This is a genomic window from Endozoicomonas numazuensis, assembly GCF_000722635.1.
GTDB lineage: Bacteria > Pseudomonadota > Gammaproteobacteria > Pseudomonadales > Endozoicomonadaceae > Endozoicomonas_A > Endozoicomonas_A numazuensis.
This window is the reverse complement of record NZ_JOKH01000004.1, coordinates 41,065-66,587: the sequence shown is the minus strand read 5'-3', so window position 1 is coordinate 66,587 and position 25,523 is coordinate 41,065. Positions and strand designations below refer to the sequence as shown.

Below are 25,523 nucleotides of genomic sequence, written 5' to 3'. Positions count from 1 at the left end.
GACCCGGTTATTAATGTGAGTGTTTAGCAACATGAGTTATTTAGTTAAACAGTGATTTCACATTTAGCAAATTGCAATATTGAATATAATTGAATATAAATAATTCTTTTAATTTCAATTTAAATAAGCGCTGAGCCTCATGATTAAGTTGTTTGATATTTTGGCTGTTTATAATGAAATGAGATCAAAAAAATTCAGGACTAAGCTATGGCTGGCACAAAGGGAAACGTTAGGCAGACGCATGCATCCCAATCCAATGGCAAGGATCTTTGGCTGACGTATTTACGCAGTGGTGGTACTATTCGTGAGTTAAGGGGATTGAGTTCAGATCAGATGGAAGCCATCTATCATCTGGGGTTCAGCCATTTCAGTATCGGTCACTATATAGAGGCTCTCAAAGTCTTTCGTTATCTGGCGCTTCTTGATCATCACAGCCCTCGCTATTATTTGGGAATTGGGTTAGCTCTTCATCATTTACATCAGGATGCCGCAGCAATACCGGCTCTTAATTATGCTGAAAAGCTTGATAGCAAAGATCCTCGACCATCAATTTGTATGACGGAATGCTTTATTCGGCTAAAGAATCGTAAGCTCGCCGTTAAAGCCCTGGGAAATGCAGCGAAAATTCTGAAAGTATCCAAAGGGTGGGATGAAGAGAGAAAACAGGCCAGACAATTAAAGCACTATCTGATTGAACCTTCAGGGAGGAAGTAGCTATGGCCCCAGTAGATCCTAATTCCGGAGTATCCCAGACCCCGGTTGTGCAGAATGGGCAGGTATCGCAAACGCCATCCCAGGACTCAGTCAGTCAGGGGTTCAGTCGTACTAATTCGGTTTCCAGCTCGGACAGTGGAGATAGCAGTCAGACAGTATCTGTTAGCCCTGATCAGCCAGGTACCAGTAATGCCGACAGCAGAGACTTTCTCCAGAGGGCATTTGATGCCAAGCTCGATGGCTTCAGAGCGGCAGTGCATGAGTTCAATCGTCGCTTTAATGCTCAGGATATTGATATCAATGATACCCAGTCACTCATTTTGATAGTTAAAGGCATGATCAGTGATACTCAGGCACTGGTCAGTGCTGCTTCCATTGATCAGGCTTTTGGTAACCGGGCTTATGAGCAGAGCAAACGACAGGATAGTGCAAATTCGGCCCGCTCCTTAAGGGGTGCAATCCGAACCAGAACCCAGGACTTGACGGACAAAACGGCCCAGCGTGATACCCGGGCGGGAGATCTGGCTAATAAAAACTTATCCAAAACTCTTAAAGAGCATCAATTGTCCGATGCTCAGTCCAGTCACACGAGCGAAAACGACAACAGTGAAGAAATTACCCGCCTGACGACAGAAATTACCTTGCTTGAGCATGAGATAGCAGGTATTACCACCGAAACTAATACCCTCAATCAGCAGATACAGGGGCTGGAAACCAGTAATGCAACGGATAGTGCCGCGTTGCTGAGGGCTAACCGGCAGCTGAATTCAGTAACAGAGGAGTTTGTGGGTGTTAACAGCCTGCTGGGTCGAATTCGTCAACGGTTTGATCCTGCAGCATTAGAGACTGGCGAAGAAGGTATTCAGGCTGTCAAAGAGCTTGAGCAGATGGTTCAGAAAGATCAGGTTAGAGAAATCAGAAAAAGACAGCAGAGCAAAGACGAGGTCAAAGCTCTGGATAAGCAAGGCAGAAGAGATGATATTAGAGTGGAAGATGAACGGATTGATAGAGAGGAAGGTGTTGATCAGTATTTGACGGCTGAAGATCTTGAAACTCTGCGTCTGGTATTTTCTCCCTCTGACCCTGCTGAGCTAAGAAGTGCAACCCAGCGTCTGGACGATCAATCTCAGGCAGAGCGCTACCCGGCAGCTGAAGAAGGGTTTGCTATTGCATTGAACAGTGCTCCTTCGGACAAAGCGCTGGAAGATGCGGCAAATCCCGCTGCAGAGACCCATCGAGGTGATAACTTAAGTTTCGAAGGTGCAAGCAGTCCCCAGGTGTTTGCCCGTCTCTGGATGGAGGCCAAACTGGAAGAAGGGGAAGAAACTCAGGATGTTAAAGAAGATCATTTGGATGAAGTGGCTGACAATGCGGATAGCCAACGTAAAAGTGTTGCAGAGAATCTGCAGGACTTTGAATCCATTCCTTTAGAAGTGGCTGAGTCATTGGAAAAGCAGCAAGAGGCAGCGATTCAGATCAGTAAGAATAACCGGGTTTGACTCTGGGGGAGGGGCTTCTCTCCCTTATCCTTCGGTAAATCCTCCGTCTATTCCGTGAATATCCCTCATCCTGTATCCGTTTCCTGCATATAGAGCTTGACACTATCTGGTGAAAATCAAGGGTTCAGGTATAATGCTCCAGTTGTGACAATGGCAAACGAAGGATAGACAGATTCAATGCCGATCTACGAATATCAGTGCGGAAGTTGCGGTGATGTGCAGGAAGTGATTCAGAAGTTCAGCGATGCGCCTCTGACCGACTGTGGAGCCTGCGGTGAACATGAATTGAAAAAACTGTTGAGTGCCCCCGCCTTCAGGTTGAAAGGTGGTGGCTGGTACGAGACAGATTTCAAGGGTGGCAATAAAAAGAATCTGTCCTCCAATGATAATCAGGCCCCAGCCAAGGGCACGAATAATATCAGCGGCTCTTCAGCCGCCAGTGAATAGTTCGGTCAGCCTCCTAGGAGGCTGACCGAGAATAGACAGCCCGGCCTAAAATCCAGAAAGAACGGCCATCTTTTCCACTGAATTTGCTTAAATAGGTCAACTATTCGCACAAATTCAGTGAAAAAGCTGACTCGTTCTACTGAATTTTATGCTCGGACGCTATTCTCGGTCAGCCTCCTAGGAGCCTGTCGAACTTACGCTCGAAAGCATAAGTCCGACAGGCTCCAGGTTTTGTTTTAATCTGAACCGTCTCAAAGCCAAGAATTCAGGCACAAAATTTCAGATAATTTTGTGCTGAACCTGAATAGTCCCCCAGTTTCGAGGTATGTTATGCGCAGCCATTATTGCGGCGAACTGAATCTCTCCCATGACGGGCAGGAGGTTACCCTGTGTGGATGGGTACACCGCCGTCGCGACCATGGTGGTGTGATCTTCCTGGATATGCGTGATCGTGAAGGGATCGCCCAGGTGGTTATTGATCCTGACACCGAAGAGGCATTTGCCCTCGCCGATAAAGCACGCAGTGAATACGTGCTGAAAATCACCGGTTTTGTTCGTCCACGTCCAGAAGGGACTGTGAACACCAACATGGGAACCGGTGAGATCGAAATGCTGGGTAAGCAGGTTGAAATCCTGAACGAAGCCCAGACACCACCTTTCCAGATCGAAGGTTACACCGATGTGGGCGAAGAAGTTCGTCTGAAAAACCGTGTCATTGACCTGCGTCGTCCGGAAATGCAGGAAAAAATGATCCTTCGCAGCAAGCTGACCAGTGCAGTTCGCAGCTACATGGATGAGCAGGGTTATCTGGATGTTGAAACCCCGGTTCTGACTCGTGCTACCCCTGAAGGTGCCCGAGACTATCTGGTTCCAAGCCGAACCCACGAAGGCAAGTTCTTTGCTCTGCCTCAGTCTCCTCAGCTGTTCAAGCAGATGTTGATGGTGGCGGGTTTTGACCGTTACTACCAGGTCGTAAAATGCTTCCGTGACGAAGACCTGCGTGCTGATCGTCAGCCAGAATTCACCCAGATCGATATTGAGACTTCCTTTCAGGATGAGTCCCAGATCATGGGTATGGCTGAAGATCTGGTTAAGACCACCTTTAAGAAAGTAGGTGGTATTGAGCTGGGTGAATTCCCTCACATGACTTTTGCTGAAGCCATGAATCGTTACGGCTCTGACAAGCCAGACCTGCGTATCCCGCTGGAGCTGGTGGATGTAGCTGACCTGATGGCTGGTGTTGAGTTTAAGGTCTTCAAAGGACCCGCTGAAGATCCTAAAGGACGCGTCGCGGCTCTGAAAGTAACCGGTGGTGCTGAGCTTTCCCGTAAACAGATTGATGACTACACCAAGTTTGTCAGCATCTACGGTGCCAAAGGTCTGGCCTGGATCAAGGTTAACGAGATCGAAAACGGTGCTAACGGCCTGCAGTCTCCGATCATCAAGTTCCTGGGCGACGATGTCACCATGAAGATCATGGAGCGTCTGGACGCGAAGAATGGCGACATTGTGTTCTTCGGTGCTGATAAAGAGAAGGTGGTTAACGAAGCTCTGGGTGCTCTGCGTTGCAAGGTCGGTACTGACCTGAATCTGTTCACGACAGACTGGGCACCACTGTGGATTATTGACTTCCCGATGTTTGAAGAAACGGACAACGGCGGGCTGACTGCATTGCACCATCCGTTCACAGCACCAACCAGTACACCGGAAGAGCTGGAAGCTAACCCTGCTGAAGCGCTGTCCCGCGCTTATGACATGGTGATCAACGGTTATGAAGTAGGTGGTGGTTCTGTTCGTATTCACAACGAGGCCATGCAGCAGACGGTATTCCGTATTCTGAACATTGAGGAAGAAGAACAGCAGGAGAAGTTTGGCTTCCTGCTGGACGCTCTGAAATACGGTGCGCCTCCTCATGGCGGTCTAGCATTTGGTCTGGATCGTCTGGTTATGCTGCTGTGCGGTACGGATAACATCCGTGACGTAATCGCCTTCCCGAAAACCCAGTCTGCTGCATGTCTGCTGACACAGGCTCCGGGTGAAGTGGATGGAACCCAGCTGCGTGATCTGAATATTCGTATCCGTCGCGATCCAGCCTCTGCAACCAGCCACTAATCAGTGTTAGTGGGCAGTTAACCGTTGTGAGCTGGAAATAACCTTTCGTGACTCAATGTGATGAAAGGTTTTTAAGATAAATTCCAGAAGTCCGGTTGCTTAACCGGACTTCTGATGAAGAAGAGATAAAGGGTATTTTCTATGGCAGGTCATAGTAAATGGGCCAATATCAAGCACCGTAAGGCCGCTCAGGATGCCAAGCGTGGCAAGGTCTTCACCAAGATCATTCGTGAACTGGTGGTGGCTGCCAAACAGGGTGGCGGAAATGTTGAAGATAACCCCAAGCTGCGTGCAGTTGTAGACAAAGCTCTGGGTGCCAACATGACTCGTGACACCATCAATCGTGCCATTGCTCGTGGTGCGGGTGGTGACGACGATTCCAACATGGAAGAAGTCACCTACGAAGGTTACGGTGCTGGTGGTATTGCGGTTCTGGTTGAATGTCTGACAGACAACCGTAACCGTACCGTTGCAGAAGTGCGTCATGCCTTCTCCAAGCACGGTGGCAACCTGGGTACGGATGGTTCAGTGGCCTATCTGTTCGAGCGCAAAGGACAGGTCTTCTTTGAGCCGGGTCTGGATGAAGACACGGTTATGGAAGCCGCTCTGGAAGCTGGTGCTGAAGACGTTGTAGCCAACGATGACGGTTCTATTGAAGTGGTGACTGAGTGGACTGAGTTCATGGCGGTTAAAGAAGCCATTGAAGCTGCAGGCCTGACGCCAGCGGGTGGAGAAGTCGCCATGATTGCTTCTACCCAGACTGAGCTGGACAAGGACGGTGCGGAAAAAATCATGAAGCTGGTGGATCGTCTGGAAGATCTGGACGACGTTCAAAACGTTTACACCAATGCAGATATTCCTGCCGAAGTAATGGAACAGCTGGACTGATTCATTGCAGTGAGTGCAGGCAGAACTTCTGCCTGCATGATTCAGCTTTTATAGGCTGAAATAAGAATCAGCGAATAATTAAATCCGTAACTCCATCCCTTCAACTGAAAATATTGTGTAAGACAGTATCCTGCGACGCCCTGACTGATTCCCACCTTGTTCATAGCCACTGCCAGTGAATAGACCCAGTACTCTTTGATATTGGGAGCAAACTGTTGAGCAACATTCAGAAATATCTTTTCGTAAAACAGTTTCTGAAAAGTAATCAGAGACATCTGGCCATTGTCAGTGAACCGGTCAGGCAGGTATTGATTTTATAACGAGTGCTCTCGTTTTTTTAAAGTGATAAATACATTAATTAAAGCGACGGTAGGCGTGTATGGGAGTCATGATGCCCATTTGGAAGGGGTCATTACCGGAGAAGCATTCTGAGTAAAGAAGCTGTTATGAGTTGAACTTTTTGCCGGTGACACCAGTCTGGCTGGAACGTTGGTAAAAGCCCAGACATTGAAACCTATCAGCAGCATAAACAGTACAACAATGATACCGGTGATAATCATTAATGTTCTTACGAGATCAGGCATTGATCGTTTCCAGATCATTTTATGGAGTAAATCAGTACGAGTGATAAAGACTATCTTTCTTCGGTTAAATCGATGAAAGAAATACCGGGGAAATACTAAGCTGCTTCCGCCGTTACTCACAGGCGAGTTTGGTAATACAGTGTTCTTGAATTGTAAGTTTCTGATACCCGGGTGAGTCACTGGTATGTTGTATGGATGTACAGTATATTGGTGTAATAACCATGACTACGGAATTCCCGCTGAAAGAGGTTTTCAGTCATTGTGTCACTGACAGTTACAGGCAGTGATGCCAGGGATACGTCAGTAAACAGCCATGACCAAAACAAAAGATGCGTTATCCCTACATAGGAAGTGCGATCTGGTTCAATGTTTTTCACGGTAAGCGGCTGTCATGGAACATTGCGATTTCTGACTTGAGAATACATTCTGAATGGCCATTCTAATGGGCATAGATCCGGGTTCACGAATTACCGGCTATGGATTAATTGAAGAAGTAGGTAACAAGACACACTATGTAGCTTCCGGGTGTATTCGCATCAAGGAGGCCGCTTTGCCTGAACGGTTGCAACAGATATACGATGGCATCACTACTTTAATAGAGCGTTATTCCCCTCAGTCTGTTGGTGTGGAACAAGTTTTTATGTCCAGAAATGCGGATTCTGCCTTGAAACTGGGGCAGGCAAGAGCGGCCGCTATTGTTGCCGTGGTCAACCATAATATTGAAGTCTCGGAATATTCTGCCCGTCAGGTCAAACAGGCAGTGGTGGGTAAAGGCTCAGCCGATAAGTTTCAGGTTCAACATATGGTGAAGTCCATACTGGAACTGAGTGATACGCCCCAGGCAGATGCTGCTGATGCTCTGGCGGTTGCTCTCTGCCATTCTCATACCCGTTCCAGTCTGGTCAGAATGGCCGGTGCTACAGGCACTCGCCGCAGGCGTCTCACGGGGAAGCCTTAGCCTTTAGTTCGGGTAAACGCAGAGGTGGAATGAGGCAATACAAAGTACCAGGTCTAGAATCTGTTGCGGCGTATAGATTTTTTTCAGTGCTCTCCAGTTTGCAGAACCTATGATCTGATCTTTATAGAGTTCTTCAGTGGTTCTCAGGATCAGGCGTTGCTGATGACTCCAGCCTGGTGCCAGGTGTCCGCGAGAAGCCATTTGTATGTCACTGGCTGTCAGACCAGTATCCAGGGCGCATTGAGCGATATCCGAGACCAGATGCCGGGCATTACAGAGATGAGCACTGCGTAATGCCGCCAGGGCACGATCTCTCAGAGGTAGGCTACTGTAGCCTTGCATATAGCTGATAAAACTTCTCTCGGGTTGATCCAGTTCCGGTGAGTTTGGCAGTCGTTCAGGAATGTTTGCCTCAAGCAGGAATTTCTGAGATTGAATAAATGGAATAGGGATGGCACCACCGGTTACAGCTGGGTGGTACTCACTGGCCAGACCTGCCTCAGGCAGAACCTTCCAGAGTGCCCCCAGAAATATTCGAAGTTTTTTCATGGGCAGCTCCTTAAGGCGGCCGGATTTTATGTCTCTCAGTGATTAGAGGGAGACAATCCGCAGGAGTTCATGGCTCGTGGTGTATTGTTAGGTGTTCTGACCTTATGGTCAGACATTAAGAGATCTGGAAGACGAAATGATTGGAAGAATCCGTGGCAGTCTGGCTGATAAGCAGCCACCTCATTTGCTGATTGAATCCCATGGTGTCGGGTATGAAGTAGAAGCTCCGATGTCGGTTTTTTACAAGTTGCCTGAATTGGGTGAAGAGGTAGTGCTCTATACCCACTTCGTGGTGAGGGAAGATGCTCAGCTGCTTTATGGGTTCAGTAGTCGTGACGAGCGGGAGTTGTTCAGAACCCTGATCAAAGTTAATGGTGTTGGCCCCAAGTTGGGGCTGACCCTGCTCTCAGGCATAGAAGCGGATGCTTTTGTGCGCTGTGTTCAGGAGGGGGATACGGCCACTCTCGTGAAACTGCCAGGTGTTGGCAAGAAAACAGCTGAGCGGCTGATTGTTGAAATGAAAGATAAGCTGGATCGCTGGCAGTCAGCTCCCCTGCTGGATGGCAAGCCTCTGATTGCCGGTGGTGAAATGGCTGCAGCCGCTAAAGATATTGAGCAGGAGGCGGTCAGTGCTCTGGTCACTCTGGGCTATAAACCTCAGGACGCCAGCAAGGTTATTGGGAAGTTGTTCAAGGAAGGTATGACCAGTGAAGAGCTGATTCGTCAGGCACTGAAAAGCATGATCTGATTGATGGTTCGTAGTTATACAGAATCATGGTTTACACCGCTAATGAGACTGAGTGGTTTGCAGTGAGAAAATGAGGCACAGTGTTGTGCCTCAAGGAAGTGCTCTCAGTTAGTTGTTGGCTGAGCCAGCTTTCTGGCTGAGTCTGCACAGATTACTGCGGTAGCCAGCCAGATAAAGCTGTAACTGAACCATTGCTGGGTCGTGAAGCTTTCTCCCAGTATGGTGATAGCCACTACAAAGATCAGGGCGGGTTCCAGATAACTTAACAGACCGAACAGGCTGACGGGTAAATATCGGGATGCGCTGATGTAACAGACCATTGACAGACTGCAGAGCAGACCCAGACCCGGCAGCAGATACCACAGGTTAGAAGGTTGTCCCAGATTCTGAATAAAGTTCTGATCGCTCATTAATATGAAAATACTGGCTGGCACAAACAGTAAATGCTCAAACAGTAGAGCCGGCAAGGTGCCCACCTTTAAAGGCTTACGGATAATAAAGTACACGGGGTAAAGCCCCGAAACAGCCAGGCTGACCCAGGGTAATGAGCCCTGTTGCCAGAGCATGGCAAGCACGCCCACCAAAGCAGAGCCTATGGCAAAGTACTGAGCCTTGTTCAGTCGCTCGCGAAAAATTAGTTTACCTGTCAGAGCCAGAGTCAGTGGCAATAGAAAGTAGCCAAGAGAAAGATCCTGGGTTTTATCATTCACAGGCGCCCAGACAAAGAGCCACCACTGAAAGCCAACCAATAATCCGCCCAGAGACAGTGACAGCATGGTTTTTCGGCAAAGAAATATGGCTTTGAAACCCTGCAGTTTATCCACGCGATAGCAGATAAGAGCCAGGCAAATAGCACTGAAAATGATCCGGTTCCAGAACAGGGTATTCCCGGACAGCTCAGTTAACTGTACATAGACAGGAACGAGCCCGAACATTAAAGAGGCCATAACCGAGTTGGACAGGCCTTTTCCTGAAATCAGATGTGTATTCATTCTGAGTACTTCCTTTAATCAGAATTGAAAAAAGTAGAGTTGTGGGCTGGCAAGGCAGATTGCCATGACAGCAGAGTGGTGAAGCATCCGTGGGCACCACTAAAAGCACACTTAAGAGTGTTTTGCTCACGTCAGCTTGGATTTTGAAGATAGCTTTTTGTTCCCGTTGGTACAAAGTTTTTTTGCTATGGAAATTATTTCATTGGGAGAGGCGAAAAGATTTCCTTTCTCAAGGCTGTTTCTCTGTGACCATTATTTGTTTCAGAGCCCGGAGATGGTACGCTCAGGAGACTAGAAAGCGAGCTTGACATGATAGAAGCAGATCGATTGATATCTTCCTCGGAACGCCCGTCTGAAGAGGTGCTGGACCGAGCTATTCGCCCAGTCAAATTGGCTGACTATGTAGGGCAGCCAAAAGTTAAAGAGCAGATGGATATTTTTATCCAGGCAGCCAGGCTTCGCAGTGATGCTCTGGATCATACGCTGATATTCGGACCTCCGGGGTTGGGTAAAACGACACTCTCTCACATTCTTGCCAATGAAATGGGCAGTAACATCCGCACCACTTCGGGTCCGGTACTTGAGAAGGCTGGCGATCTGGCGGCTCTGCTGACCAACCTTGAACCCAATGACATTTTGTTTATTGATGAAATTCACCGGCTCAGTCCTGTGGTGGAGGAGGTTCTTTATCCGGCGATGGAAGATTATCAGCTGGATATCATGATTGGTGAAGGGCCGGCTGCGCGCTCAATCAAGCTTGACTTGCCGCCTTTTACTCTGGTTGGTGCTACAACCAGAGCGGGTCTGTTGACCTCTCCCCTCAGAGATCGTTTCGGTATTGTTCAGCGACTGGAGTTTTACAATATTGCAGACCTGACTCACATTGTTGAACGCTCTGCCGGTATTCTGGGAGTGGGTATTGACAAGGAGGGGGCAGGAGAAATTGCCTGTCGATCCAGGGGGACTCCCCGGATTGCCAACCGCTTACTGAGACGGGTCAGGGATTACGCTGAGGTTAAGGGAGACGGGGTCATCCATAAGGAAACAGCTGACGCCGCACTGGATATGCTGGATGTGGATGCCAGTGGCTTTGACCATATGGACAGGCGCTTGCTATTGGCCATGATCGAGAAGTTTGATGGTGGGCCCGTTGGCGTAGACAGCCTGGCTGCTGCGATCAGTGAAGAAAGGGATACCATCGAAGATGTGCTGGAGCCATACCTGATTCAGCAGGGCTATATCATGAGAACGCCAAGAGGTCGGATGGTTACGCGTCACGCCTACCTCCACTTTGGACTTGATCCCCAGCTTGAGGAATAAATACCTTCCTTAGCCTGTTTAGATGCTGGTCGGCAGAAATAGATTGGCCAGTGTCTGAATGAGTGTCTATTTTTGATGGCATTCCAATTAAAAAACAGGTCACTCTGGTCGCAGGGAGCCTCTGTATGTTTTGTTACCTCTGACGGTTGTGTCGGCCGGTGCAGCATGTCTGAAGCGACTTGTCTTCTCTACAAGCTGTTATGTCTACTTCTATCAGGCAGAAGATCACTTTATTTACACTGCTACCGGCAGTGATCTTCTATAGCCTGATTTCAGCCACTTATATCTACTTCTCGTTTCATTCGGCTACCTCTGAAATCAGTCGCAGGCATCTGGAGCAGAGTTTGCATTATGCCTCGGTTATTGATGGCAGCCTTCGTGAAATCATGACAGGCAGCAAGGCACTGTCGGTTGAGTTGAAATATCATCAGGATGAAAAGGTTCATCTGTTTGAAGACTCAATCAATGCACTGTTTGTTACTAATAAGGTTGTGACAGGTGTTGGCATTATTTCAGAAGAAAGTGAGCAGTTCTCAGAGTATTGGCGTCACTCCCAGATAGGCTTTGAGCGTACTGATGATCCCCAGCAAGTTCCAGTGGTCTCACAGTTAATGGTCAGGGAATTGTTGTATGGAGGTCGCAAGGAAAGTGAGTGGTATACATCTGCTAACCCCTCCAATCTGAAAGTTTTCTCTTCCACTTACCTGATACCTGTTGATGTAGGTTCTGGTCAGCGAAACTTGCTTAGAGTTGATATTAATGCCTCCCGGTTAAGGGATCCGATGCAATGGTATAACCCTAATACCCGGCTGATTATTCTCAATCAGGAAGGTACAGTGGTTTATGCCAATGGTATCTCCATGCCCAGATTCCGGCTGCTGGAATATTTTGTCCATCATGGCCCCTGTGAAGGCAATAGCAAGCTCAATGTGACCCACTCCAGCTCGGGGCAACAGATTGCTCAGTTTCTCTTCAGTCCCATTCGCCCCAGCAGCAGTTTTGAACCCTGTCTTCTTTATCGAGAGGCTCTGGAACGGGTGACTATGCGAGGGCAGTCGGTTAATTTCAGGGTGAAGCTTCGGGGTGATAAGAAGTGGATCACGGCAACGCCCATTCCGTCAACCGGCTGGTATATGAGTATTGGCATATTGGAAACAGAGCTACTGGGGCCGGTGATCGAGCACGGGGTCATCAGTGTGGGTCTGGTTCTTTTGATGCTGATATTGACTATTTTCTGTCTGTGGACTGTTTCAGGAAGAATTACCCGGCCTCTCAATCAATTAAAAAGGCAAATGAACGAAGTCGCCGATTCTTATGGTTCTCCCGTGGATGATGATACCCGTGATGAGGCGGCCAGTCTGAATCGAAGTTTCAGTCAGCTATTGGAAAGGTTGAGGGATCGCGAGCTTTCTCTGCATCAGGCTCGAGCCAGTAATATAGGCCATCTGGTGCAGCAACTCAGAGGGCGTTATTTCTATTTTAATCTTGACGAGAAGGGGAGGATTCTTCATGTCAGTCCATCTGTCACGGCTGTATTGGGCTTCAGGGATCAGGAGTTTGCGGGAAATTTGCAGGATTATCTGACTCAGTCTGCTCTGAATCAGCCTTTCAATAAAATCCTTAAAAGGTTGGTAGGCGGTGAATGGCAAGAAGTCTTTGAGGTGGAAATGCGTCACCGTGACGGCAGTATTCGTCATATAGAGTTGTTTTGTACCACCAGTGCAGAGTTTTCGGAGCAGGGGCGCATTATCGAAGGCATGGGGAACGATATTACCGATCGAGCCCGTGATACCGAAAAATTCAAGCTACTGATTGCCTCAGCCCCTGATGCAACGGTGATCACTAATGAAGATGGCATTATCAGTCTGATCAATCGTAAGGTCTCGGAACTCTTTGGATACAGTGAAGCTGAGTTGATCAATATGCCATTGGCCTTGTTGATTGATGACAGATCCTGGACCAGTCACCCTTTGCTCAGACAATATCATCAGGAGCTGTATAGTAGTTTTTGTCTGGAAAACTATGAGTCTTCAGGGATGGATCGTCTTGGGCACTGCTTCCCTATGGAAATTTCCAGCAACGTGCTTGATTCAGCGGACGGTATTCAGATCTCGATCGTGTTGAGAAACGTAACGGAGCGGAAAAAAATAGAAACAGAACTGGTGTCTGCCAAAGTAAAAGCAGAGCATGCCAGTCGGGCCAAGTCGATGTTTTTATCCAATATCAGTCATGAACTTCGCACCCCGCTGAATGGTGTGTTGGGATATGCTCAGCTGTTACTCTCAGACAAGCATATTCCGCCAAGGTATCTTGATAACCTCAGCTCTCTGGAAGATTGTGGTTTCCATTTGATGACCTTGATTAATGATATTCTGGATATCACCAAAATTGAAAGCAGTGGGGTAGAACTCGACCCTCACCCGTTTGATTTAAGAGCCACCCTGGGCACAGTGATAGCCAATGTAAAAGAAGTCGCCAGAAGAAAAAAACTGAATCTGCAACTGCAAATTGATGAACGAATTCCAATGGAAGTGGTAGGGGATAACGTTAAGCTGCGACAAGTATTGATTAACCTGGTAGGCAATGCCGTTAAGTTTACAGATTCTGGTTTTGTATCGGTCTCTGTGAATACAGAGGAAGGTGAAGCTACACGGTTGAGATTCTCAGTGGAAGACAGTGGTATAGGAATCAGAGAGGATGAGAAAGAGCGATTGTTCAGGCCCTTTACTCAGTTGAAATCCGGCCAAAAACAAGGAGGTACAGGTTTGGGGTTGGCGATCAGTTATCGGCTCGTCAAGGCGATGGGTGGAGAGCTGGTGTTGGAGAGTGGGCAGGGTCTGGGCAGCTGCTTCAGCTTTGCGATCCCTTTTGAAACAGTGGTTGAAGGAGGGGGGTATGGCAAGAGTTTGCCGAATGCCGTCGATTATCAAATGCCTGCACAGCAGATACCGGAAGGCAAAAAAGTACTGGTAGTGGATGATAATGCAGACAATCGAAATATGTTGTCGGAAGCACTGGGATCAGAAGGTCTGGAAGTCGTCAGTGCCGGAGACGGGCATGATGCTATTGATGCAGTCAGGGGTTGTGATAGTGAGCATTTTGATCTGGTTTTAATGGATCTTAAAATGCCTGTTATGGATGGCATTACAGCCACACGCAGGATTCATCGACTGCCCGGTCAGGGGCATCTCAACGTCATCGCGGTATCGGCCAGTGTGTCTGAAACCACCCGTGAAACCATACTTGAAGCGGGATTCTGTGACTTCATTGCCAAACCAGTAAGGTTTGATGAGCTGTTTGGCAAGGTTTCTTATTGGTTGTCCCATTCGTATCACAGAGTACAGGCTGAAACCGATACTGACGAAGTATCCGCCGGAAAGCTTCAGGAAATGATTGATGTCATTGAGCAGAGTATGGACGTGGGTGATATTGAGGCATTGCAACTGCGAGCTGAGCAATGGGGTCAGGATGAGGGTTATGGCGATTGTCCTGCACAGCTGATCAGGTTGTGTAAAAACCTGGATGTTGCAGGTATCGAATTCGTTCGAGAGAAGTTGGCAATGATGAGTAACGGAACTGACTGAGCCCTTCAGGGTCAAATGTTTTTACCTGATTGTTCAGATCAGGGTAATCAATGAATCGGTATAAACTACCCGACAGGCTTCTGGCCTAGACAATAATGGATGCGTAACTACGATGCGTATGAGAACTCTGCGAATTTACAGTTTCTGTGCTCTGGCACTTGTCGCCTTAAGTGGTTGCCAGCATGTCACCACAGAAGCAACCCCTGTGCGTCCAGGGCTTTACTCAGCACCTTTCTCCCTGTCTTCTGCCGGTTGTTCGCAAGTGCTTCATGGCTCCAGTCAGCTCCCTATTGATCTGTATCATGCCGGTGTGTGTTATGAGCAGGGTGTCGGTACGCCCGCTTCATTAGCTCAAGCGGTTGAGAATTACTCTATGGCAGCCCGGTGGGGGATTCCTGAAGCAGTACAAGCCTTGAGACGTCTTGATAAACCGGCTCCCGCTGCTGACTTGCTGCAACGCAGAATCGAGCAGGAAGAACAGTTGAACAAGCAGAGGCTGGATAAAGAAAAAATCGATGCCTACAAGAGCAGAGGTGCTTATCCTGCGCCTCACTACCACTATCCTTTTGGAAGTTCGTAGTGTTATTGACTTGCCATAGCACGGGCGTCTCTGGCAGTCTCTGGTCTGATTCAATGTTTTGTGACCTGCCCTGTGACTGATTCCTTTGCCATTCCCGTTCGAGTTTATTATGAAGATACCGATGCCGGTGGCATTGTGTATCACGTCAATTACCTGAAGTTCATGGAGCGAGCCAGAACCGAGTATCTGCGCAGTACCGGTTATGATCACCAGAAGTTGTTGAAGGAAAAGAAGCAACTGGTGGTGGTTGATGCTTCTGTTCAGTTCAAACAAATTGCCCAGCTGGATGATTCTCTTACGGTGACTGCGCAGGTTGAAAGTATGGGGAAAGCCAGAATGACTTTCCTGCAAAAGGTATGGCGTGAAGATGTTTTGTTGTGTGAAGGTCGGTTTGTTGTTGCCTGCCTGGACAGTGAGACCCGAAAACCCACTGCGATTACAGAATCCTTACGGAATAAATTAAGTCCTGACACCAATTCGTCCTGAGATTGGTGGTATTATCCATAACTATCTATTTATTGTGAAAACATAGTCACTGATTTTGGTCAGACACCCAAGTCATTGTTGGCCATGTTTTCTCTAACACGTATTTATCGATTGAAAAGCGAGGTTCTCGGTGGCAGAAAGCATGTCCATTTGGTCCCTGGTTGGCAATGCCAGCTGGATCGTCTTGCTGGTGCTGATAATGCTGGTGATGGCATCGGTTGTTTCCTGGGTCATGATTGTTCAGCGTGGTTTATTGATTCGTTCAGCGCATCAGAACATGCAGGCTTTTGAAGATCGCTTCTGGTCTGGAATGGATCTGACTCAGCTCTACAAAGAACTGGATAAAGAAGAAGATCCAGGAGGACTGGAGCAAGTGTTTCGTTCTGGCTTCACAGAGTTCTCCCGGATGCGTTCTCAGGGTACTGAAGATGCCGATGCTGTCATGGAGGCAACCCAAAGAGCCATGAGGGTGGCGATATCCCGTGAGCAGGAAAAGCTAGAGACACATTTGCCTTTTCTGGCCAGTGTGGGTTCAACCAGCCCTTATGTAGGCCTTTTTGGTACCGTAGTCGGCATCATGAACTCGTTCCGTGGCTTAGCAAATGTACAGCAGGCCACGCTGGCTTCTGTTGCTCCAGGTATTGCTGAAGCCCTGATGACAACAGCTGTTGGTCTGGTCGCTGCTATTCCTGCGGTTGTTGCTTATAACCGTTATGCTTCAAGGGTGGAGGCGCTGCTTGCGAACTATGAGACCTTTGCTGATGAGTTCTCCAGTATTCTTCACCGAAAGGTTCACAGCCGTCATCGTGCAAGCTGAGGGAGCGAGTAAACATTATGGCTCGATCCAGAACCCGGCGTAAGCCGATGTCAGAAATTAACATGGTGCCGTTTATCGACATCATGATGGTGATGCTGGTGGCCTTTATGGTCAGTGCCCCGATGTTGACTCAAGGGGTAAAGGTAGAGTTGCCAAAAACAACCAGCAAGCCAATGCCACTGCCTGATGATGCCAAGACATTGATTATTTCGATCCAGTCAGACGGAAAGTACTTTATAGACCTGGGAGGTGACCAGGAAAGTGCCAAGGGAATGGATGATATCAGTGAAAAGGTAGGCAAGGTCCTTTCAGCCAGCCCTCAGACTCAGGTATTGATCAAGGGGGATCGCGCGGTCAATTATGGCTCGGTTATTGAACTGATGGCCAGGCTGCAGGAGGCGGGAGTTAACGATGTTGGATTGATTACAGATCCAGCGTCGCTTGATGAAGGGGCAAAGCGCTGATGATCGAAGGGTTTTACCTGAAGGTTGACGATCAATCAGGACAAGCCATCACCATGGTTGTGTGGAACGCAGGGCTGTAATGAAGAAGATTCCATTGATCGGTGCTTTTTTCAGTCATAAGCTGTTTCAGGGTTATGGGTTTGCAGTCGTGGTTTCTATACTGCTGCATATCCTGATACTGGGTCTTCTGTCCTGGAACTGGTCATCTGAAGATGAGCTAAGGATTGTGCCGCCCAGAAGCATAAAAGCCAGTGTCGTAGAAGTTGCTCAACCCAAACCGCCCGCACCAAAACCGGTGGTGGACGCGACCAGGGATACTGAAGACTCCGCACGAAAAGCCCGTGAACGAGCTGAACAGAAACGCAGAGATGAGGCTCGTCGGCAAGCAGACATTAAAAAGCAAAAAGAGCTCGCCCTGAAAAAAGAACAGGCCGCTAAAGAGAAAGCCAGGAAAGAAGAGGTTGCTCGAAAAGAGCGTGAGCGCAAGCAGCGCCAGGCTGCCGAAGACAAAAGAAAAAAACAGCAGCAGGAAGAGTTGCTCAAACAGTTGGAGCAAGAGCGGGTTGTCCGTGAACAGGCTCAAGCCGCTGCTGCCGAACAGGCGGAAAAAGATGCTGGTGAAGTGGCTTATTATCAGCAGTTACTAGGGAGCTTAATAGCTGAAAACTGGAACCGGCCACCCAGTGCTCGAAATGGTATGATTGCTCTTGTCCAGCTGAGCCTGTCTCCCTATGGCGATCTGCTGGAAGTGCGACTGCTGGAAGGCAGTGGTAATGATGCTTATGATCGTTCTGTCATACAGGCGATACAGAGGGCTGCGCCTTTTCCTGAATTGAAAAAACTGGAGCGGCGAGTGTTCGATAACAAGTTCAAGCGCGTTAACTTTAGGTTCAGGCCAGAGGATCTGGTGAGATGAAGCAACTAGTGCAATGGTTTTCTATCGGTTTGACGAATAGCTCAATAGCTGGGCAGGGGCTGTTCAGGGAAGGCGTCTTTCGTCGTATTAATCTCTGGCTGATGTTTGCCGCCTTGTTGATGGCAATGCAGAATGCTCAGGCCATTCTTACGATTGAGGTGACACAGGGTAATGACAAGGCCGTCAAGGTGGGAGTGTCTCCCTTCAGTTGGAATGGCAAGAAAATACTGCCTGAAGATATGGCAACTGTCGTAGAAAATGACCTGCGACTGAGTGGGCTTTTTGCGCCATTACCGCGCAAAGATATGCTCAGCTTTCCTTCCGGTGCAAAAGATGTGGTCTATCGCGACTGGAATATACTGGGAGCTTCCTACCTTGTAACCGGGCAGGTGAAACAGGAAGGCAATACCTTTGAAGTGGACTATCAGTTGTTTGATATTGTTCGTCAGAAAAGCATTCTGAAGGGCAAGGCGCGAGGCGTCGAAAGTCAGCTGCGTGGATTGGCACATCACATCAGTGACGCAGTTTATGAAAAGATTACTGGCATTCCCGGCGACTTCTCTACCCGTATTATGTACGTCACTGCCAATCGTAAAAGTGTCGAACGCACAGATTACCGTCTAAATTATGCGGATGCAGATGGTCAGCGTCAGCGCGAGATACTTCGCTCAAGAGAGCCTATACTGTCTCCCAGCTGGTCACCCGACGGTAGTCGTGTGGCGTATGTGTCTTTTGAATCTGGACGCCCTGCCATTTTTGTACAGGAACTGGCTACCGGCAAACGTCAGAAACTGACCGGTTATAAAGGGTTAAACAGTTCACCTGTTTTCTCTCCGGATGGTAAACAGGTTGCACTGGTGCTATCTAAAGGGAATAACCCGGATATTTATGTGATGGATCTGGCTACCAATAAGCTCAGCCAGATTACTTCGCACTTCTCCATTGATACGGAGCCGGACTGGATGCCTGATGGCAAAAGTCTGATTTTTACCTCTAACCGGGGAGGCAGTGCCCAGATCTATAAGGTGGGTGTTAACAGATTGTCGAATGGCACAGTGGTTGCCGAGGGAAAGCCCAAACGACTGACATTTACCGGTAAGTTTAATGCCCGTGCTAAAGTGTTCCCTGATGGGAAATCGCTGGCACTGGTTCATAAAGGGCAGGGTGCTGCAGAATTTAACATCGCGATTCTGGATCTTGATACCGGGCGACTGCGTTTGCTGACCTCTGCCCGACTTGAAGATTCACCCAGTGTTTCTCCGGGGGGGCGTCGTCTGATTTATGCGGTAACGGGGAACAGAAATGGAGAGTTGGGCATTGTCACAGCTGATGGTCGAGTAAAATATCGCCTGCCATCGGCCGAGGGTGATGTCAGAGAGCCGGTTTGGGGACCGTCATTAGGTACACAGCGCTAAAATCGGAATGGACAGGTTCACCTGGGAAGCAGACGGATTTATGGCTTAATGCTTAAAGTTTTGAAGAGATGAACACACTTTCTGGATTTTAGGTCGAAATAGTCACAAGTTCGGCTGACTCCCTTGGTATTCGGGCTAGTCCGGAGTCTGCAGTTCTGATACTGTACTGCATCAATCAAATCATTGATTTTTGACTTACCAACACTGAACAAACGATTGGAGCTTGTCATGCGTTTTGCCAATTTTGTCAAAGCCGCCGCACTGTCTGCTACTGCACTCTGGCTGGCGGGTTGTGCCTCTACCGGTGGCGAAAGCACTTCTTCTGTAGATACTGCCCCTGAAATTATCACTGAAGAAATTGTGATTGAAACTACACCTGTACTGGATCCAGCTGTTCAGGCTGTTCTCGACAGCGGTGATGTTCAGGCTACTCCTGAGCAAATTGAACAAATGCTGAGCCAGACTACTTACCAGTTCGGTTTTGATAGCTCTAAGCTGAGCGAGAACGACTATAAGTCCCTGGACGTACAAGCTGCTTTTTTGAATTCTCGTGAAGGCCGTGGCAAGAATATCATTATTCAGGGTCATACCGATGAGCGTGGAACCCGTACCTACAACCTGGCTCTGGGTGAGCGTCGTGCCAATGCTGTGAAAAACTACCTGGTTGCCAAGGGTGTTTCTCCAAGTCGCATCGAAGTGATCAGCTTTGGTTTTGAAAAGCCTCTGGATCCAGCTCACAATGCTGAAGCCTGGGCGAAAAACCGTCGCGCTCACATTGTGATCAACTAAGGGGCTGTCCGAGAATAGCGTCCGAGCATAAAATTCAGTAGAACGAGTCGGCTTTTTCACTGAATTTGTGCAAATAGTTGATCTATTTAAGCAAATTCAGTGGAAAAGGTGGCCGTTCTTTCTGGATTTTAGGCCGGGCAGTCTATTCTCGGACAGCCTCCTAGGAGCCTGACCGAGAATAGTGGTCGAGAATAAAATTCAGTAGAACGAGGCCGTTTTTTCGAGGTATTTGTGCGAATAGTGGGCCTATTCAATCAAATTCATCGGAAAAAGGGGCCGTTCTTTCTGGATTTTAGGCCGACCTGTCTATTCTCGGACAGGCTCCTAGTGCCAATAGCGAAAGAAAAGTATTGATTTCATAATGCAGCCATGGCCTATTCATTGGTATGAATACTATTGAGTGGGCAGCAATTCAGGTTCATGGCTGCCCGACAGGGAATGAGACTGAATGCAACTGAAACGATCTGTTTGTTCTGCTTTTTGTTCGCTACCGGCACTTGTTATTGCCGGCCTGATGGCCACTCAAGTTCAGGCACAGGTACCTGTGGTGGACTCCCAGCCTTCAGGCATGAATGATTCTGTTGAGAGTGTGCAACTTCAGCCAGAGGCTGAGTCGACTCCGGTGGTCTCAGCGGGTGGAAGTACAGCCCACATGTTGAACCTGGTGGATGAGCTTCGTCAGGAGATCATGACCCTCAGAGGGCAGGTAGAAGAGCAGGCCTACCAGATCAAACAGTTGCAACAAGAAAACAGAGATCGTTACCTGGATCTTGATCAACGTATTTCTCGCTTGGGTGAGTCTTCTGGCTCAGCACCTGCGTCTGTCCGAAGTTCCTCCAGTTTGCCCGTTACTTTACCCGCTATTGGTAGTAAGCCTCCGGTAAGTCAATCCGATAGTCGTGAAGAGGCTGCTTATCAAGCTGCTTTCTCCCTGATCAAAGATAAGCGTTTTGATGACGCTGTCGTTGCGTTGAGCGCCTTGTTGAAAGACTATCCCAAAGGGCAGTTTTCAGATAACGCTCAATACTGGTTAGGTGAGGTTCAGATGGCTCAGGGTAAATATAAAGAAGCGCAAGGTGATTTTCAGGCTCTGATTGATGATTATCCGAAAAGCCCTAAAGTACCAGACGCGACCTATAAGTTAGGCAGGATTCTTGATCTTCAGGGCGAAAAAGAGGCTGCCAGAAAGCGCCTTGAATCAGTGATCAGTCAATACCCGGGCAGTGCTGCGGCCAGATTGTCTGATACCTACCTCAGGAATATGTCCGGTTCCTGATGGAATATGCCCACCTGCTTGGGTGGGTATGTCGATCTTCTCCTCACCTCGGCAATTATTCTCCCTGTCAGTACTGTTTACTATGAAAATGTAGCTCTATCAGGCCATGTAGCCATTTTCATGTTTCGGGGTGAGCCTCATTTCCCGCTCATGGCTGTTTAAGCCGAAATTGACTTAAGTCGGGTGGACTCCTAGTATTGCCAGCCTGAACGTCTGGTGAGAGCTCAATGACTGCTGATACCCTCAGAATTACTGAAATATTTCATTCCTTACAAGGGGAGTCCCGGACTACGGGCCTGCCTACTGTATTTGTCCGTCTGACGGGGTGTCCTCTCCGTTGCACCTGGTGTGATACAGAGTATTCATTTCATGGGGGGACTCGTATGTCTCTGGATGAAATTGTTAAAGAAGTAGAAGGCTACGGCGCAAAATATGTCTGTGTGACAGGTGGTGAGCCTCTGGGACAACCGAACTGTCTGCCTCTGCTTGAGCAGTTGTCGGATAAAGGGTATGAAGTTTCTCTGGAAACCAGTGGTGCGATGGATGTTTCCCTGGTGGATGATCGTGTCGTCAAAGTTATGGATCTCAAGCCACCTGCATCGGGCGAGAGTCATAGAAACCTGTACGAGAATATTCAGCACCTTACGGCCAATGATCAGGTCAAGTTTGTGGTGGCTAACCGGGAAGATTATGACTGGTCAGTGAGTAAAATGTTGCAGTACAACCTGGCCAACCGAGTGTCTGATGTCCTTTTTTCACCGGTTAATGATCAGTTGGGACCTGACCAGCTGGCTGACTGGATTATTTCTGACAAGCTCCCCGTTCGCTTCCAGGTGCAATTACATCGCGTGATCTGGGGTGATAAAACCGGGGTCTAATGGAGTTATACCAATCGCACTTTCAAAATCCCCTATTGTGCAGCCATTTGAGTCCAATATTCTGCGTTGGGGATCGTCGCCATAGCTACGGCTATGACTCCTCACCCCGCCTTTATGCCCTGTGGGTATTGCCTATTGGACTCAAATGGCTTGCTCATAACGGGGTTTGAAAGTTTGATTGGTATTAATCGTTAAAGCTCCTGCAAAACTCCACGGATCCTGAAATTGTCGAAGGATGCTGGTAATGCACTTCGACAAGCTCAGCGCGAACGGTCTGGGTTTAACGCTTGGTTGTACCGGGAACTTGACCGGGAATTAATAGCTTGGCCTAAACAGCTATACGCGAAGAAAATTAGGAACAATGAGCATGACAAAAAAAGCAGTCATTTTATTATCCGGTGGTCTGGATTCTTCCACTGTACTGGCTATCGCCAGAGGTCAGGGATATGAGTGCTATACCGTCAGCTTTGATTACGGTCAGCGCCATAGAGTGGAGCTGAAAGCTTCTGCTCGAGTCTCAAAAGAGCTGGGCGCTAAAGATCATAAAACCCTGAAGCTGGATTTACGTGATCTGGGTGGGTCCGCTTTGACGGATGATGAGATTGATGTGCCTGAGGAGCTGGGTGAGGGTATTCCTGTGACCTATGTTCCGGCTCGAAATACCGTATTTCTTTCCCTGGCACTTGGTTGGGCTGAAATACTTGGGGCCAGAGATATTTTTATTGGTGCTAACGATGTGGACTACTCAGGGTATCCGGATTGTCGTCCTGCTTACCTGGAAGCGTTTGAGAAAATGGCGAATCTGGCCACCAAGGCCGGCATTGAAGGCGATCACTTCCATATTCGCGCTCCCCTGCTTGAATTGACCAAAGCAGAGATCATAAAGGAAGGCAGCCGTTTGGGAGTAGATTACGGCATTACCGTTTCCTGCTATCAGGCGGATGGTCAGGGGCGTGCCTGTGGTGTGTGTGATAGTTGTCGTTACCGCAGCAAAGGTTTTGAAGAAGCCGGTGTAGCAGATCCAACCCCTTATATAGAGTCTTGAGAAACCGAAGTTTGTAAAGAGTTGATTCTGGCTGCTGCTCTCTCTGAACTTATAGCAGCAGCCAGAATGCCTTATTTCATTTCCAATAACTTATCCGGGATTCTGAAGAAGAGAATATCAGTACTCTTGGGTTTGGGGTTACTGGCGCCATTGTCACTGACCAGAACCAGTCGTTTGCTTCCATCTGCACCATCAGGCCCTAATGTCACGCCTTCTATGTTGAGTCGTTTGAAATCCGGGAAGGTGCCTTCAAAATCCCGGGTGCTTACCAGAAGCTGTTTTCTTAAAACGGGGAATGCGGTTGTTTGATGTTTTATGGTGCTTACTTTTACTGCTGAACTGTTGTTGCCAAAGTATCCGTTGAAAGGTACTGCAGGTAATGGGTCTCTGAGGTCAACAAGATAAACCTCGGAGTAAGAATAGTTGACGGTGTTTCGATTGGCTTTCTTGATGAAGTTTTTCTCGATCACTAGGAGTTGGTGGTCATTGATTGCCTGGGCGTCACTGATACTTTGGACAATAACCTCGGTCAATGGGTCGTAAAGTTTTTCCGGTACTGAAGTAGGTTGATAATAGTATTGAGCGTCAGGCTTTATGTCGTCTGACACCCTATTGACAGACTCAGCCATGGAGAAAAGCAATACTCGGCTGGGTGCCGGACCGAATAAATAGTTCCAGTCTTTCTCATCCTGCAGAATGCCTTGTTCGGTGATGGACAGGTAATTGAGGGTTCCCGGAATTTTGGTGACAGTTTCAAAGCCTCGGTTACGCTTGACTCCTTTTCTGTCAGGGTCCGTACTTTGCCAGTTGAACTCTGCGTCATAGGCTATTGGCACCCAGTGAGGAATCTTCAGGTCAAAACGCCAGCCGGTATTAGAGAATTCCTGAGGGAAATAATACACACCAAGAAGAGAGCCATCTCTGCCAACTTTTAAAAGCTTACTCCTTACTGACCAGCCGGGAAGCTGAAGCCAGGGGGCGGTCAGGGCAACTGGATAAACAGCATTTTGTTCTGAGGCTACGAGAAAGGCATTGTCTTCCAGAAAATCGAAACCTTCTGTATCAATCTGGCCATTTTCGATCCCTTGCACTGTATGGTTTGGTTCAATAGGTGTCTCGACTATCGAGTCTCCAGTTGCTTCCAGGAGTGCAGATGTATGTTTGACTATACCGTTTTGGTTGATCAGGTGATCTGCCGAAATAGAATAGAAGCGAGACGGGGCGTTTTTTGAATAGTAATTTTGAACAGCACCTGTGTCATCTGAGAGCAGGATGAATTGATGATGAGCCTGATCATATCGGATGGATGAAATTCCGAGAATAGGCTGTTCCTCACTGTAACCCAGTTTTTTACTGCCAAGAAACTGGGCTCCCCCCTGGCCAGCACTGACCCCTTGAAGCGACAGTAAGGCAGAAGCAATAAAGAGGGAGAGAGGCCTTAGTCCTTTGAGTGACATGAGACTACCTTCTTATAACAGGATTAGATGGAATGGCTTAATCGTAGTCGATTTTGAGCAGGTTTCAGGGGGGGTTATCTGGTCAGTTCTGAGGGTGTTTATAAAACTTACTGATATTTCTGTTTTTATCGATAGCATGGTTGAGTCTCCGGCTTTAGCTGAAGTCGCCATCTTCGGTTAGTGGGTACAGGGGGGCTAGGAGGCTGTCCGAGAATAGGTCAACGAGAGCGGCAATGAGCTTTTATAATTCAAACATGGGCAAAAAATAACCGCCTTTATGCGGGATTTTTCCCATTTTGGCAGATTTACACCTTTTCCTGGCCTTTATGCCGCTTTTTTAACCTTTTCCAAATCTTCAAGGCGGACTGATCCCGTTGAGACCGCCTTCACAAATTTTTTGAAATTATGAGCTGTGCATACCAATGAGAACTCGGCCTCAACTTTCTCCTTCCCTCGCAGGTTGAAGCCCCTGAATCCAGAGTTCTTTATCTGACCAAACGGCGGCTCTGCTATCACCTTGCGACGCTCATAGATGCTTTTCGCCTCGGTTGTCTCCATTTTTTTAGTCATGGCCTGACGTGCAACTTCAAATTTGTCTGTACGAATGACACGCCCCGCACTTTTCTTCGAACCGCTACATCTGAAGCGATAAGGGCACTTCTTGCATACATCCTTATTTGCTCTGTAACTCTTTCTCTTGGCTTTACTGGCAGGGTCGGTAACCATCTGTTCGCCCGCCGGACAGATAAACACATCTGATTCTATCTCGTATGTAAAATCTGCTTTGACAAATTTTCGATCGCTGTCTTCAAGGTCATCCGTAGCCGGCTTTTCTTCTCTGTCGGTAGCGATATAACTGTCTATTCCGTGCTCATCCACAGCATGCAGGTTTGGCCCTGAAAAGTAACCATTATCCATGCTCCACATACCTACAACTGCATCATCAATGGCTTCTGTCAGCGCCTGAAGCGCAGGTTCAACTTCCTGCACATCGTTGGCGTGCTG

At 48.1% G+C, this 25,523-nt stretch carries 25 protein-coding genes; 19 read left to right on the top strand and 6 right to left on the bottom strand.

Annotation, left to right across the window (positions count from 1 at the left end):
• The first annotated feature begins 207 nt into the window (after positions 1-207).
• The 5 genes from GZ78_RS17050 to GZ78_RS17030 all read left to right on the top strand — a co-directional run bounded on the left by GZ78_RS17050 (position 208) and on the right by GZ78_RS17030 (position 5,660).
• Positions 208-714, top strand: coding sequence for a hypothetical protein (locus tag GZ78_RS17050; RefSeq protein ID WP_034838737.1), 507 nt, complete (start codon positions 208-210; stop codon positions 712-714).
• 2 nt (positions 715-716) lie between these two features.
• Positions 717-2,213: a hypothetical protein gene (locus tag GZ78_RS17045; RefSeq protein WP_034838734.1), complete on the top strand. Its 1,497-nt coding sequence runs from the start codon at positions 717-719 to the stop codon at positions 2,211-2,213.
• A gap of 177 nt (positions 2,214-2,390) precedes the next feature.
• Positions 2,391-2,660 (top strand): FmdB family zinc ribbon protein, encoded by a 270-nt coding sequence (locus tag GZ78_RS17040; protein ID WP_034838732.1) that lies wholly within the window; start codon positions 2,391-2,393, stop codon positions 2,658-2,660.
• Between the two features lie 330 nt (positions 2,661-2,990).
• The gene (gene aspS, locus GZ78_RS17035) at positions 2,991-4,772 is read left to right on the top strand and encodes an aspartate--tRNA ligase (protein ID WP_034838730.1); all 1,782 of its coding nucleotides are present in this window, start codon (positions 2,991-2,993) and stop codon (positions 4,770-4,772) included.
• Positions 4,773-4,913: 141 nt separating this feature from the next.
• Complete coding sequence (locus GZ78_RS17030) at positions 4,914-5,660, top strand: YebC/PmpR family DNA-binding transcriptional regulator (RefSeq protein ID WP_034838728.1); 747 nt, start codon at positions 4,914-4,916, stop codon at positions 5,658-5,660.
• 41 nt (positions 5,661-5,701) lie between these two features.
• Here GZ78_RS17030 and GZ78_RS17025 read toward each other — a convergent pair whose 3' ends face one another.
• Entirely contained in the window at positions 5,702-5,935 is a 234-nt protein-coding gene (locus tag GZ78_RS17025) for a hypothetical protein (protein ID WP_034838725.1), read from the bottom strand.
• A 111-nt stretch (positions 5,936-6,046) separates the two neighbouring features.
• Entirely contained in the window at positions 6,047-6,244 is a 198-nt protein-coding gene (locus GZ78_RS17020; protein WP_034838722.1) for a hypothetical protein, read from the bottom strand.
• 430 nt (positions 6,245-6,674) lie between these two features.
• On the opposite strand from GZ78_RS17020, the gene ruvC reads away from it, so the two are divergent.
• Entirely contained in the window at positions 6,675-7,202 is a 528-nt protein-coding gene (gene ruvC, locus GZ78_RS17015) for a crossover junction endodeoxyribonuclease RuvC (RefSeq protein WP_034838720.1), read from the top strand.
• Positions 7,203-7,205: 3 nt separating this feature from the next.
• Here the strand turns inward: ruvC and GZ78_RS17010 are convergent, their stop codons facing one another.
• Positions 7,206-7,751, bottom strand: a complete 546-nt coding sequence (locus tag GZ78_RS17010) for a carboxymuconolactone decarboxylase family protein (RefSeq protein ID WP_034838717.1) — start codon at positions 7,749-7,751, stop codon at positions 7,206-7,208.
• Positions 7,752-7,887: 136 nt separating this feature from the next.
• Here GZ78_RS17010 and ruvA point away from each other — a divergent pair, with 136 nt between their 5' ends.
• The gene (ruvA, locus tag GZ78_RS17005; protein ID WP_034838715.1) at positions 7,888-8,499 is read left to right on the top strand and encodes a Holliday junction branch migration protein RuvA; all 612 of its coding nucleotides are present in this window, start codon (positions 7,888-7,890) and stop codon (positions 8,497-8,499) included.
• A gap of 104 nt (positions 8,500-8,603) precedes the next feature.
• On the opposite strand, the gene rarD is transcribed toward ruvA, so the two are convergent.
• Positions 8,604-9,491, bottom strand: a complete 888-nt coding sequence (gene rarD / locus GZ78_RS17000; RefSeq protein ID WP_034838713.1) for an EamA family transporter RarD — start codon at positions 9,489-9,491, stop codon at positions 8,604-8,606.
• A 309-nt stretch (positions 9,492-9,800) separates the two neighbouring features.
• Here rarD and ruvB point away from each other — a divergent pair, with 309 nt between their 5' ends.
• From ruvB to queC, 12 genes are all read left to right on the top strand, one after another.
• A complete protein-coding gene (ruvB, locus tag GZ78_RS16995; protein ID WP_034838711.1) occupies positions 9,801-10,811 on the top strand; it encodes a Holliday junction branch migration DNA helicase RuvB in 1,011 nt (336 codons plus the stop codon).
• A gap of 179 nt (positions 10,812-10,990) precedes the next feature.
• Complete coding sequence (locus GZ78_RS27640; RefSeq protein WP_236631605.1) at positions 10,991-14,395, top strand: ATP-binding protein; 3,405 nt, start codon at positions 10,991-10,993, stop codon at positions 14,393-14,395.
• A gap of 112 nt (positions 14,396-14,507) precedes the next feature.
• On the top strand, positions 14,508-14,975 hold the full coding sequence (locus GZ78_RS16985; protein WP_034838709.1) for an SEL1-like repeat protein: 468 nt from the start codon (positions 14,508-14,510) through the stop codon (positions 14,973-14,975).
• A gap of 72 nt (positions 14,976-15,047) precedes the next feature.
• Complete coding sequence (ybgC, locus tag GZ78_RS16980; RefSeq protein WP_081869937.1) at positions 15,048-15,461, top strand: tol-pal system-associated acyl-CoA thioesterase; 414 nt, start codon at positions 15,048-15,050, stop codon at positions 15,459-15,461.
• A gap of 142 nt (positions 15,462-15,603) precedes the next feature.
• Positions 15,604-16,278 (top strand): protein TolQ, encoded by a 675-nt coding sequence (tolQ, locus tag GZ78_RS16975; RefSeq protein ID WP_034838704.1) that lies wholly within the window; start codon positions 15,604-15,606, stop codon positions 16,276-16,278.
• 17 nt (positions 16,279-16,295) lie between these two features.
• Positions 16,296-16,742, top strand: a complete 447-nt coding sequence (gene tolR / locus GZ78_RS16970) for a protein TolR (protein WP_034838701.1) — start codon at positions 16,296-16,298, stop codon at positions 16,740-16,742.
• A gap of 79 nt (positions 16,743-16,821) precedes the next feature.
• Positions 16,822-17,658: a cell envelope integrity protein TolA gene (locus tag GZ78_RS16965; RefSeq protein ID WP_034838699.1), complete on the top strand. Its 837-nt coding sequence runs from the start codon at positions 16,822-16,824 to the stop codon at positions 17,656-17,658.
• Positions 17,655-19,073: a Tol-Pal system beta propeller repeat protein TolB gene (tolB, locus tag GZ78_RS16960; protein WP_081869912.1), complete on the top strand. Its 1,419-nt coding sequence runs from the start codon at positions 17,655-17,657 to the stop codon at positions 19,071-19,073. The genes GZ78_RS16965 and tolB overlap by 4 nt, the downstream gene beginning before the upstream one ends.
• Before the next feature lie 228 nt (positions 19,074-19,301).
• Positions 19,302-19,862: an OmpA family protein gene (locus tag GZ78_RS30365; RefSeq protein ID WP_152558797.1), complete on the top strand. Its 561-nt coding sequence runs from the start codon at positions 19,302-19,304 to the stop codon at positions 19,860-19,862.
• A 448-nt stretch (positions 19,863-20,310) separates the two neighbouring features.
• Positions 20,311-21,138, top strand: coding sequence for a tol-pal system protein YbgF (gene ybgF / locus GZ78_RS16950; RefSeq protein ID WP_051786289.1), 828 nt, complete (start codon positions 20,311-20,313; stop codon positions 21,136-21,138).
• A 227-nt stretch (positions 21,139-21,365) separates the two neighbouring features.
• On the top strand, positions 21,366-22,016 hold the full coding sequence (gene queE, locus GZ78_RS16945; protein ID WP_034838696.1) for a 7-carboxy-7-deazaguanine synthase QueE: 651 nt from the start codon (positions 21,366-21,368) through the stop codon (positions 22,014-22,016).
• 367 nt (positions 22,017-22,383) lie between these two features.
• Positions 22,384-23,061, top strand: a complete 678-nt coding sequence (gene queC, locus GZ78_RS16940; RefSeq protein WP_034839489.1) for a 7-cyano-7-deazaguanine synthase QueC — start codon at positions 22,384-22,386, stop codon at positions 23,059-23,061.
• A gap of 71 nt (positions 23,062-23,132) precedes the next feature.
• On the opposite strand, the gene GZ78_RS16935 is transcribed toward queC, so the two are convergent.
• A complete protein-coding gene (locus tag GZ78_RS16935; RefSeq protein WP_034838694.1) occupies positions 23,133-24,518 on the bottom strand; it encodes an esterase-like activity of phytase family protein in 1,386 nt (461 codons plus the stop codon).
• Positions 24,519-24,842: 324 nt separating this feature from the next.
• Positions 24,843-25,523: transposase (locus GZ78_RS16925; protein WP_034838688.1), on the bottom strand; the 681-nt coding region annotated here is incomplete at its 5' end.

Excerpts from the sequence above, each read along its gene's own strand:
- GZ78_RS16985 (WP_034838709.1), top strand. The coding sequence starts at position 14,508 with ATGCGTATGAGAACTCTGCGAATTTACAGTTTCTGTGCTCTGGCACTT.
- GZ78_RS17045 (WP_034838734.1), top strand. The coding sequence starts at position 717 with ATGGCCCCAGTAGATCCTAATTCCGGAGTATCCCAGACCCCGGTTGTG.
- GZ78_RS17040 (WP_034838732.1), top strand. The coding sequence starts at position 2,391 with ATGCCGATCTACGAATATCAGTGCGGAAGTTGCGGTGATGTGCAGGAA.
- tolB (WP_081869912.1), top strand. The coding sequence starts at position 17,655 with ATGAAGCAACTAGTGCAATGGTTTTCTATCGGTTTGACGAATAGCTCA.
- GZ78_RS17050 (WP_034838737.1), top strand. The coding sequence starts at position 208 with ATGGCTGGCACAAAGGGAAACGTTAGGCAGACGCATGCATCCCAATCC.
- ruvA (WP_034838715.1), top strand. The coding sequence starts at position 7,888 with ATGATTGGAAGAATCCGTGGCAGTCTGGCTGATAAGCAGCCACCTCAT.
- GZ78_RS17030 (WP_034838728.1), top strand. The coding sequence starts at position 4,914 with ATGGCAGGTCATAGTAAATGGGCCAATATCAAGCACCGTAAGGCCGCT.
- queC (WP_034839489.1), top strand. The coding sequence starts at position 22,384 with ATGACAAAAAAAGCAGTCATTTTATTATCCGGTGGTCTGGATTCTTCC.
- ruvB (WP_034838711.1), top strand. The coding sequence starts at position 9,801 with ATGATAGAAGCAGATCGATTGATATCTTCCTCGGAACGCCCGTCTGAA.
- queE (WP_034838696.1), top strand. The coding sequence starts at position 21,366 with ATGACTGCTGATACCCTCAGAATTACTGAAATATTTCATTCCTTACAA.
- tolR (WP_034838701.1), top strand. The coding sequence starts at position 16,296 with ATGGCTCGATCCAGAACCCGGCGTAAGCCGATGTCAGAAATTAACATG.
- aspS (WP_034838730.1), top strand. The coding sequence starts at position 2,991 with ATGCGCAGCCATTATTGCGGCGAACTGAATCTCTCCCATGACGGGCAG.
- GZ78_RS16935 (WP_034838694.1), bottom strand. The coding sequence starts at position 24,518 with ATGTCACTCAAAGGACTAAGGCCTCTCTCCCTCTTTATTGCTTCTGCC.
- tolQ (WP_034838704.1), top strand. The coding sequence starts at position 15,604 with ATGTCCATTTGGTCCCTGGTTGGCAATGCCAGCTGGATCGTCTTGCTG.
- GZ78_RS16965 (WP_034838699.1), top strand. The coding sequence starts at position 16,822 with ATGAAGAAGATTCCATTGATCGGTGCTTTTTTCAGTCATAAGCTGTTT.
- GZ78_RS17020 (WP_034838722.1), bottom strand. The coding sequence starts at position 6,244 with ATGCCTGATCTCGTAAGAACATTAATGATTATCACCGGTATCATTGTT.
- GZ78_RS17010 (WP_034838717.1), bottom strand. The coding sequence starts at position 7,751 with ATGAAAAAACTTCGAATATTTCTGGGGGCACTCTGGAAGGTTCTGCCT.
- rarD (WP_034838713.1), bottom strand. The coding sequence starts at position 9,491 with ATGAATACACATCTGATTTCAGGAAAAGGCCTGTCCAACTCGGTTATG.
- GZ78_RS17025 (WP_034838725.1), bottom strand. The coding sequence starts at position 5,935 with ATGTCTCTGATTACTTTTCAGAAACTGTTTTACGAAAAGATATTTCTG.
- GZ78_RS30365 (WP_152558797.1), top strand. The coding sequence starts at position 19,302 with ATGCGTTTTGCCAATTTTGTCAAAGCCGCCGCACTGTCTGCTACTGCA.
- ruvC (WP_034838720.1), top strand. The coding sequence starts at position 6,675 with ATGGCCATTCTAATGGGCATAGATCCGGGTTCACGAATTACCGGCTAT.
- ybgF (WP_051786289.1), top strand. The coding sequence starts at position 20,311 with ATGCAACTGAAACGATCTGTTTGTTCTGCTTTTTGTTCGCTACCGGCA.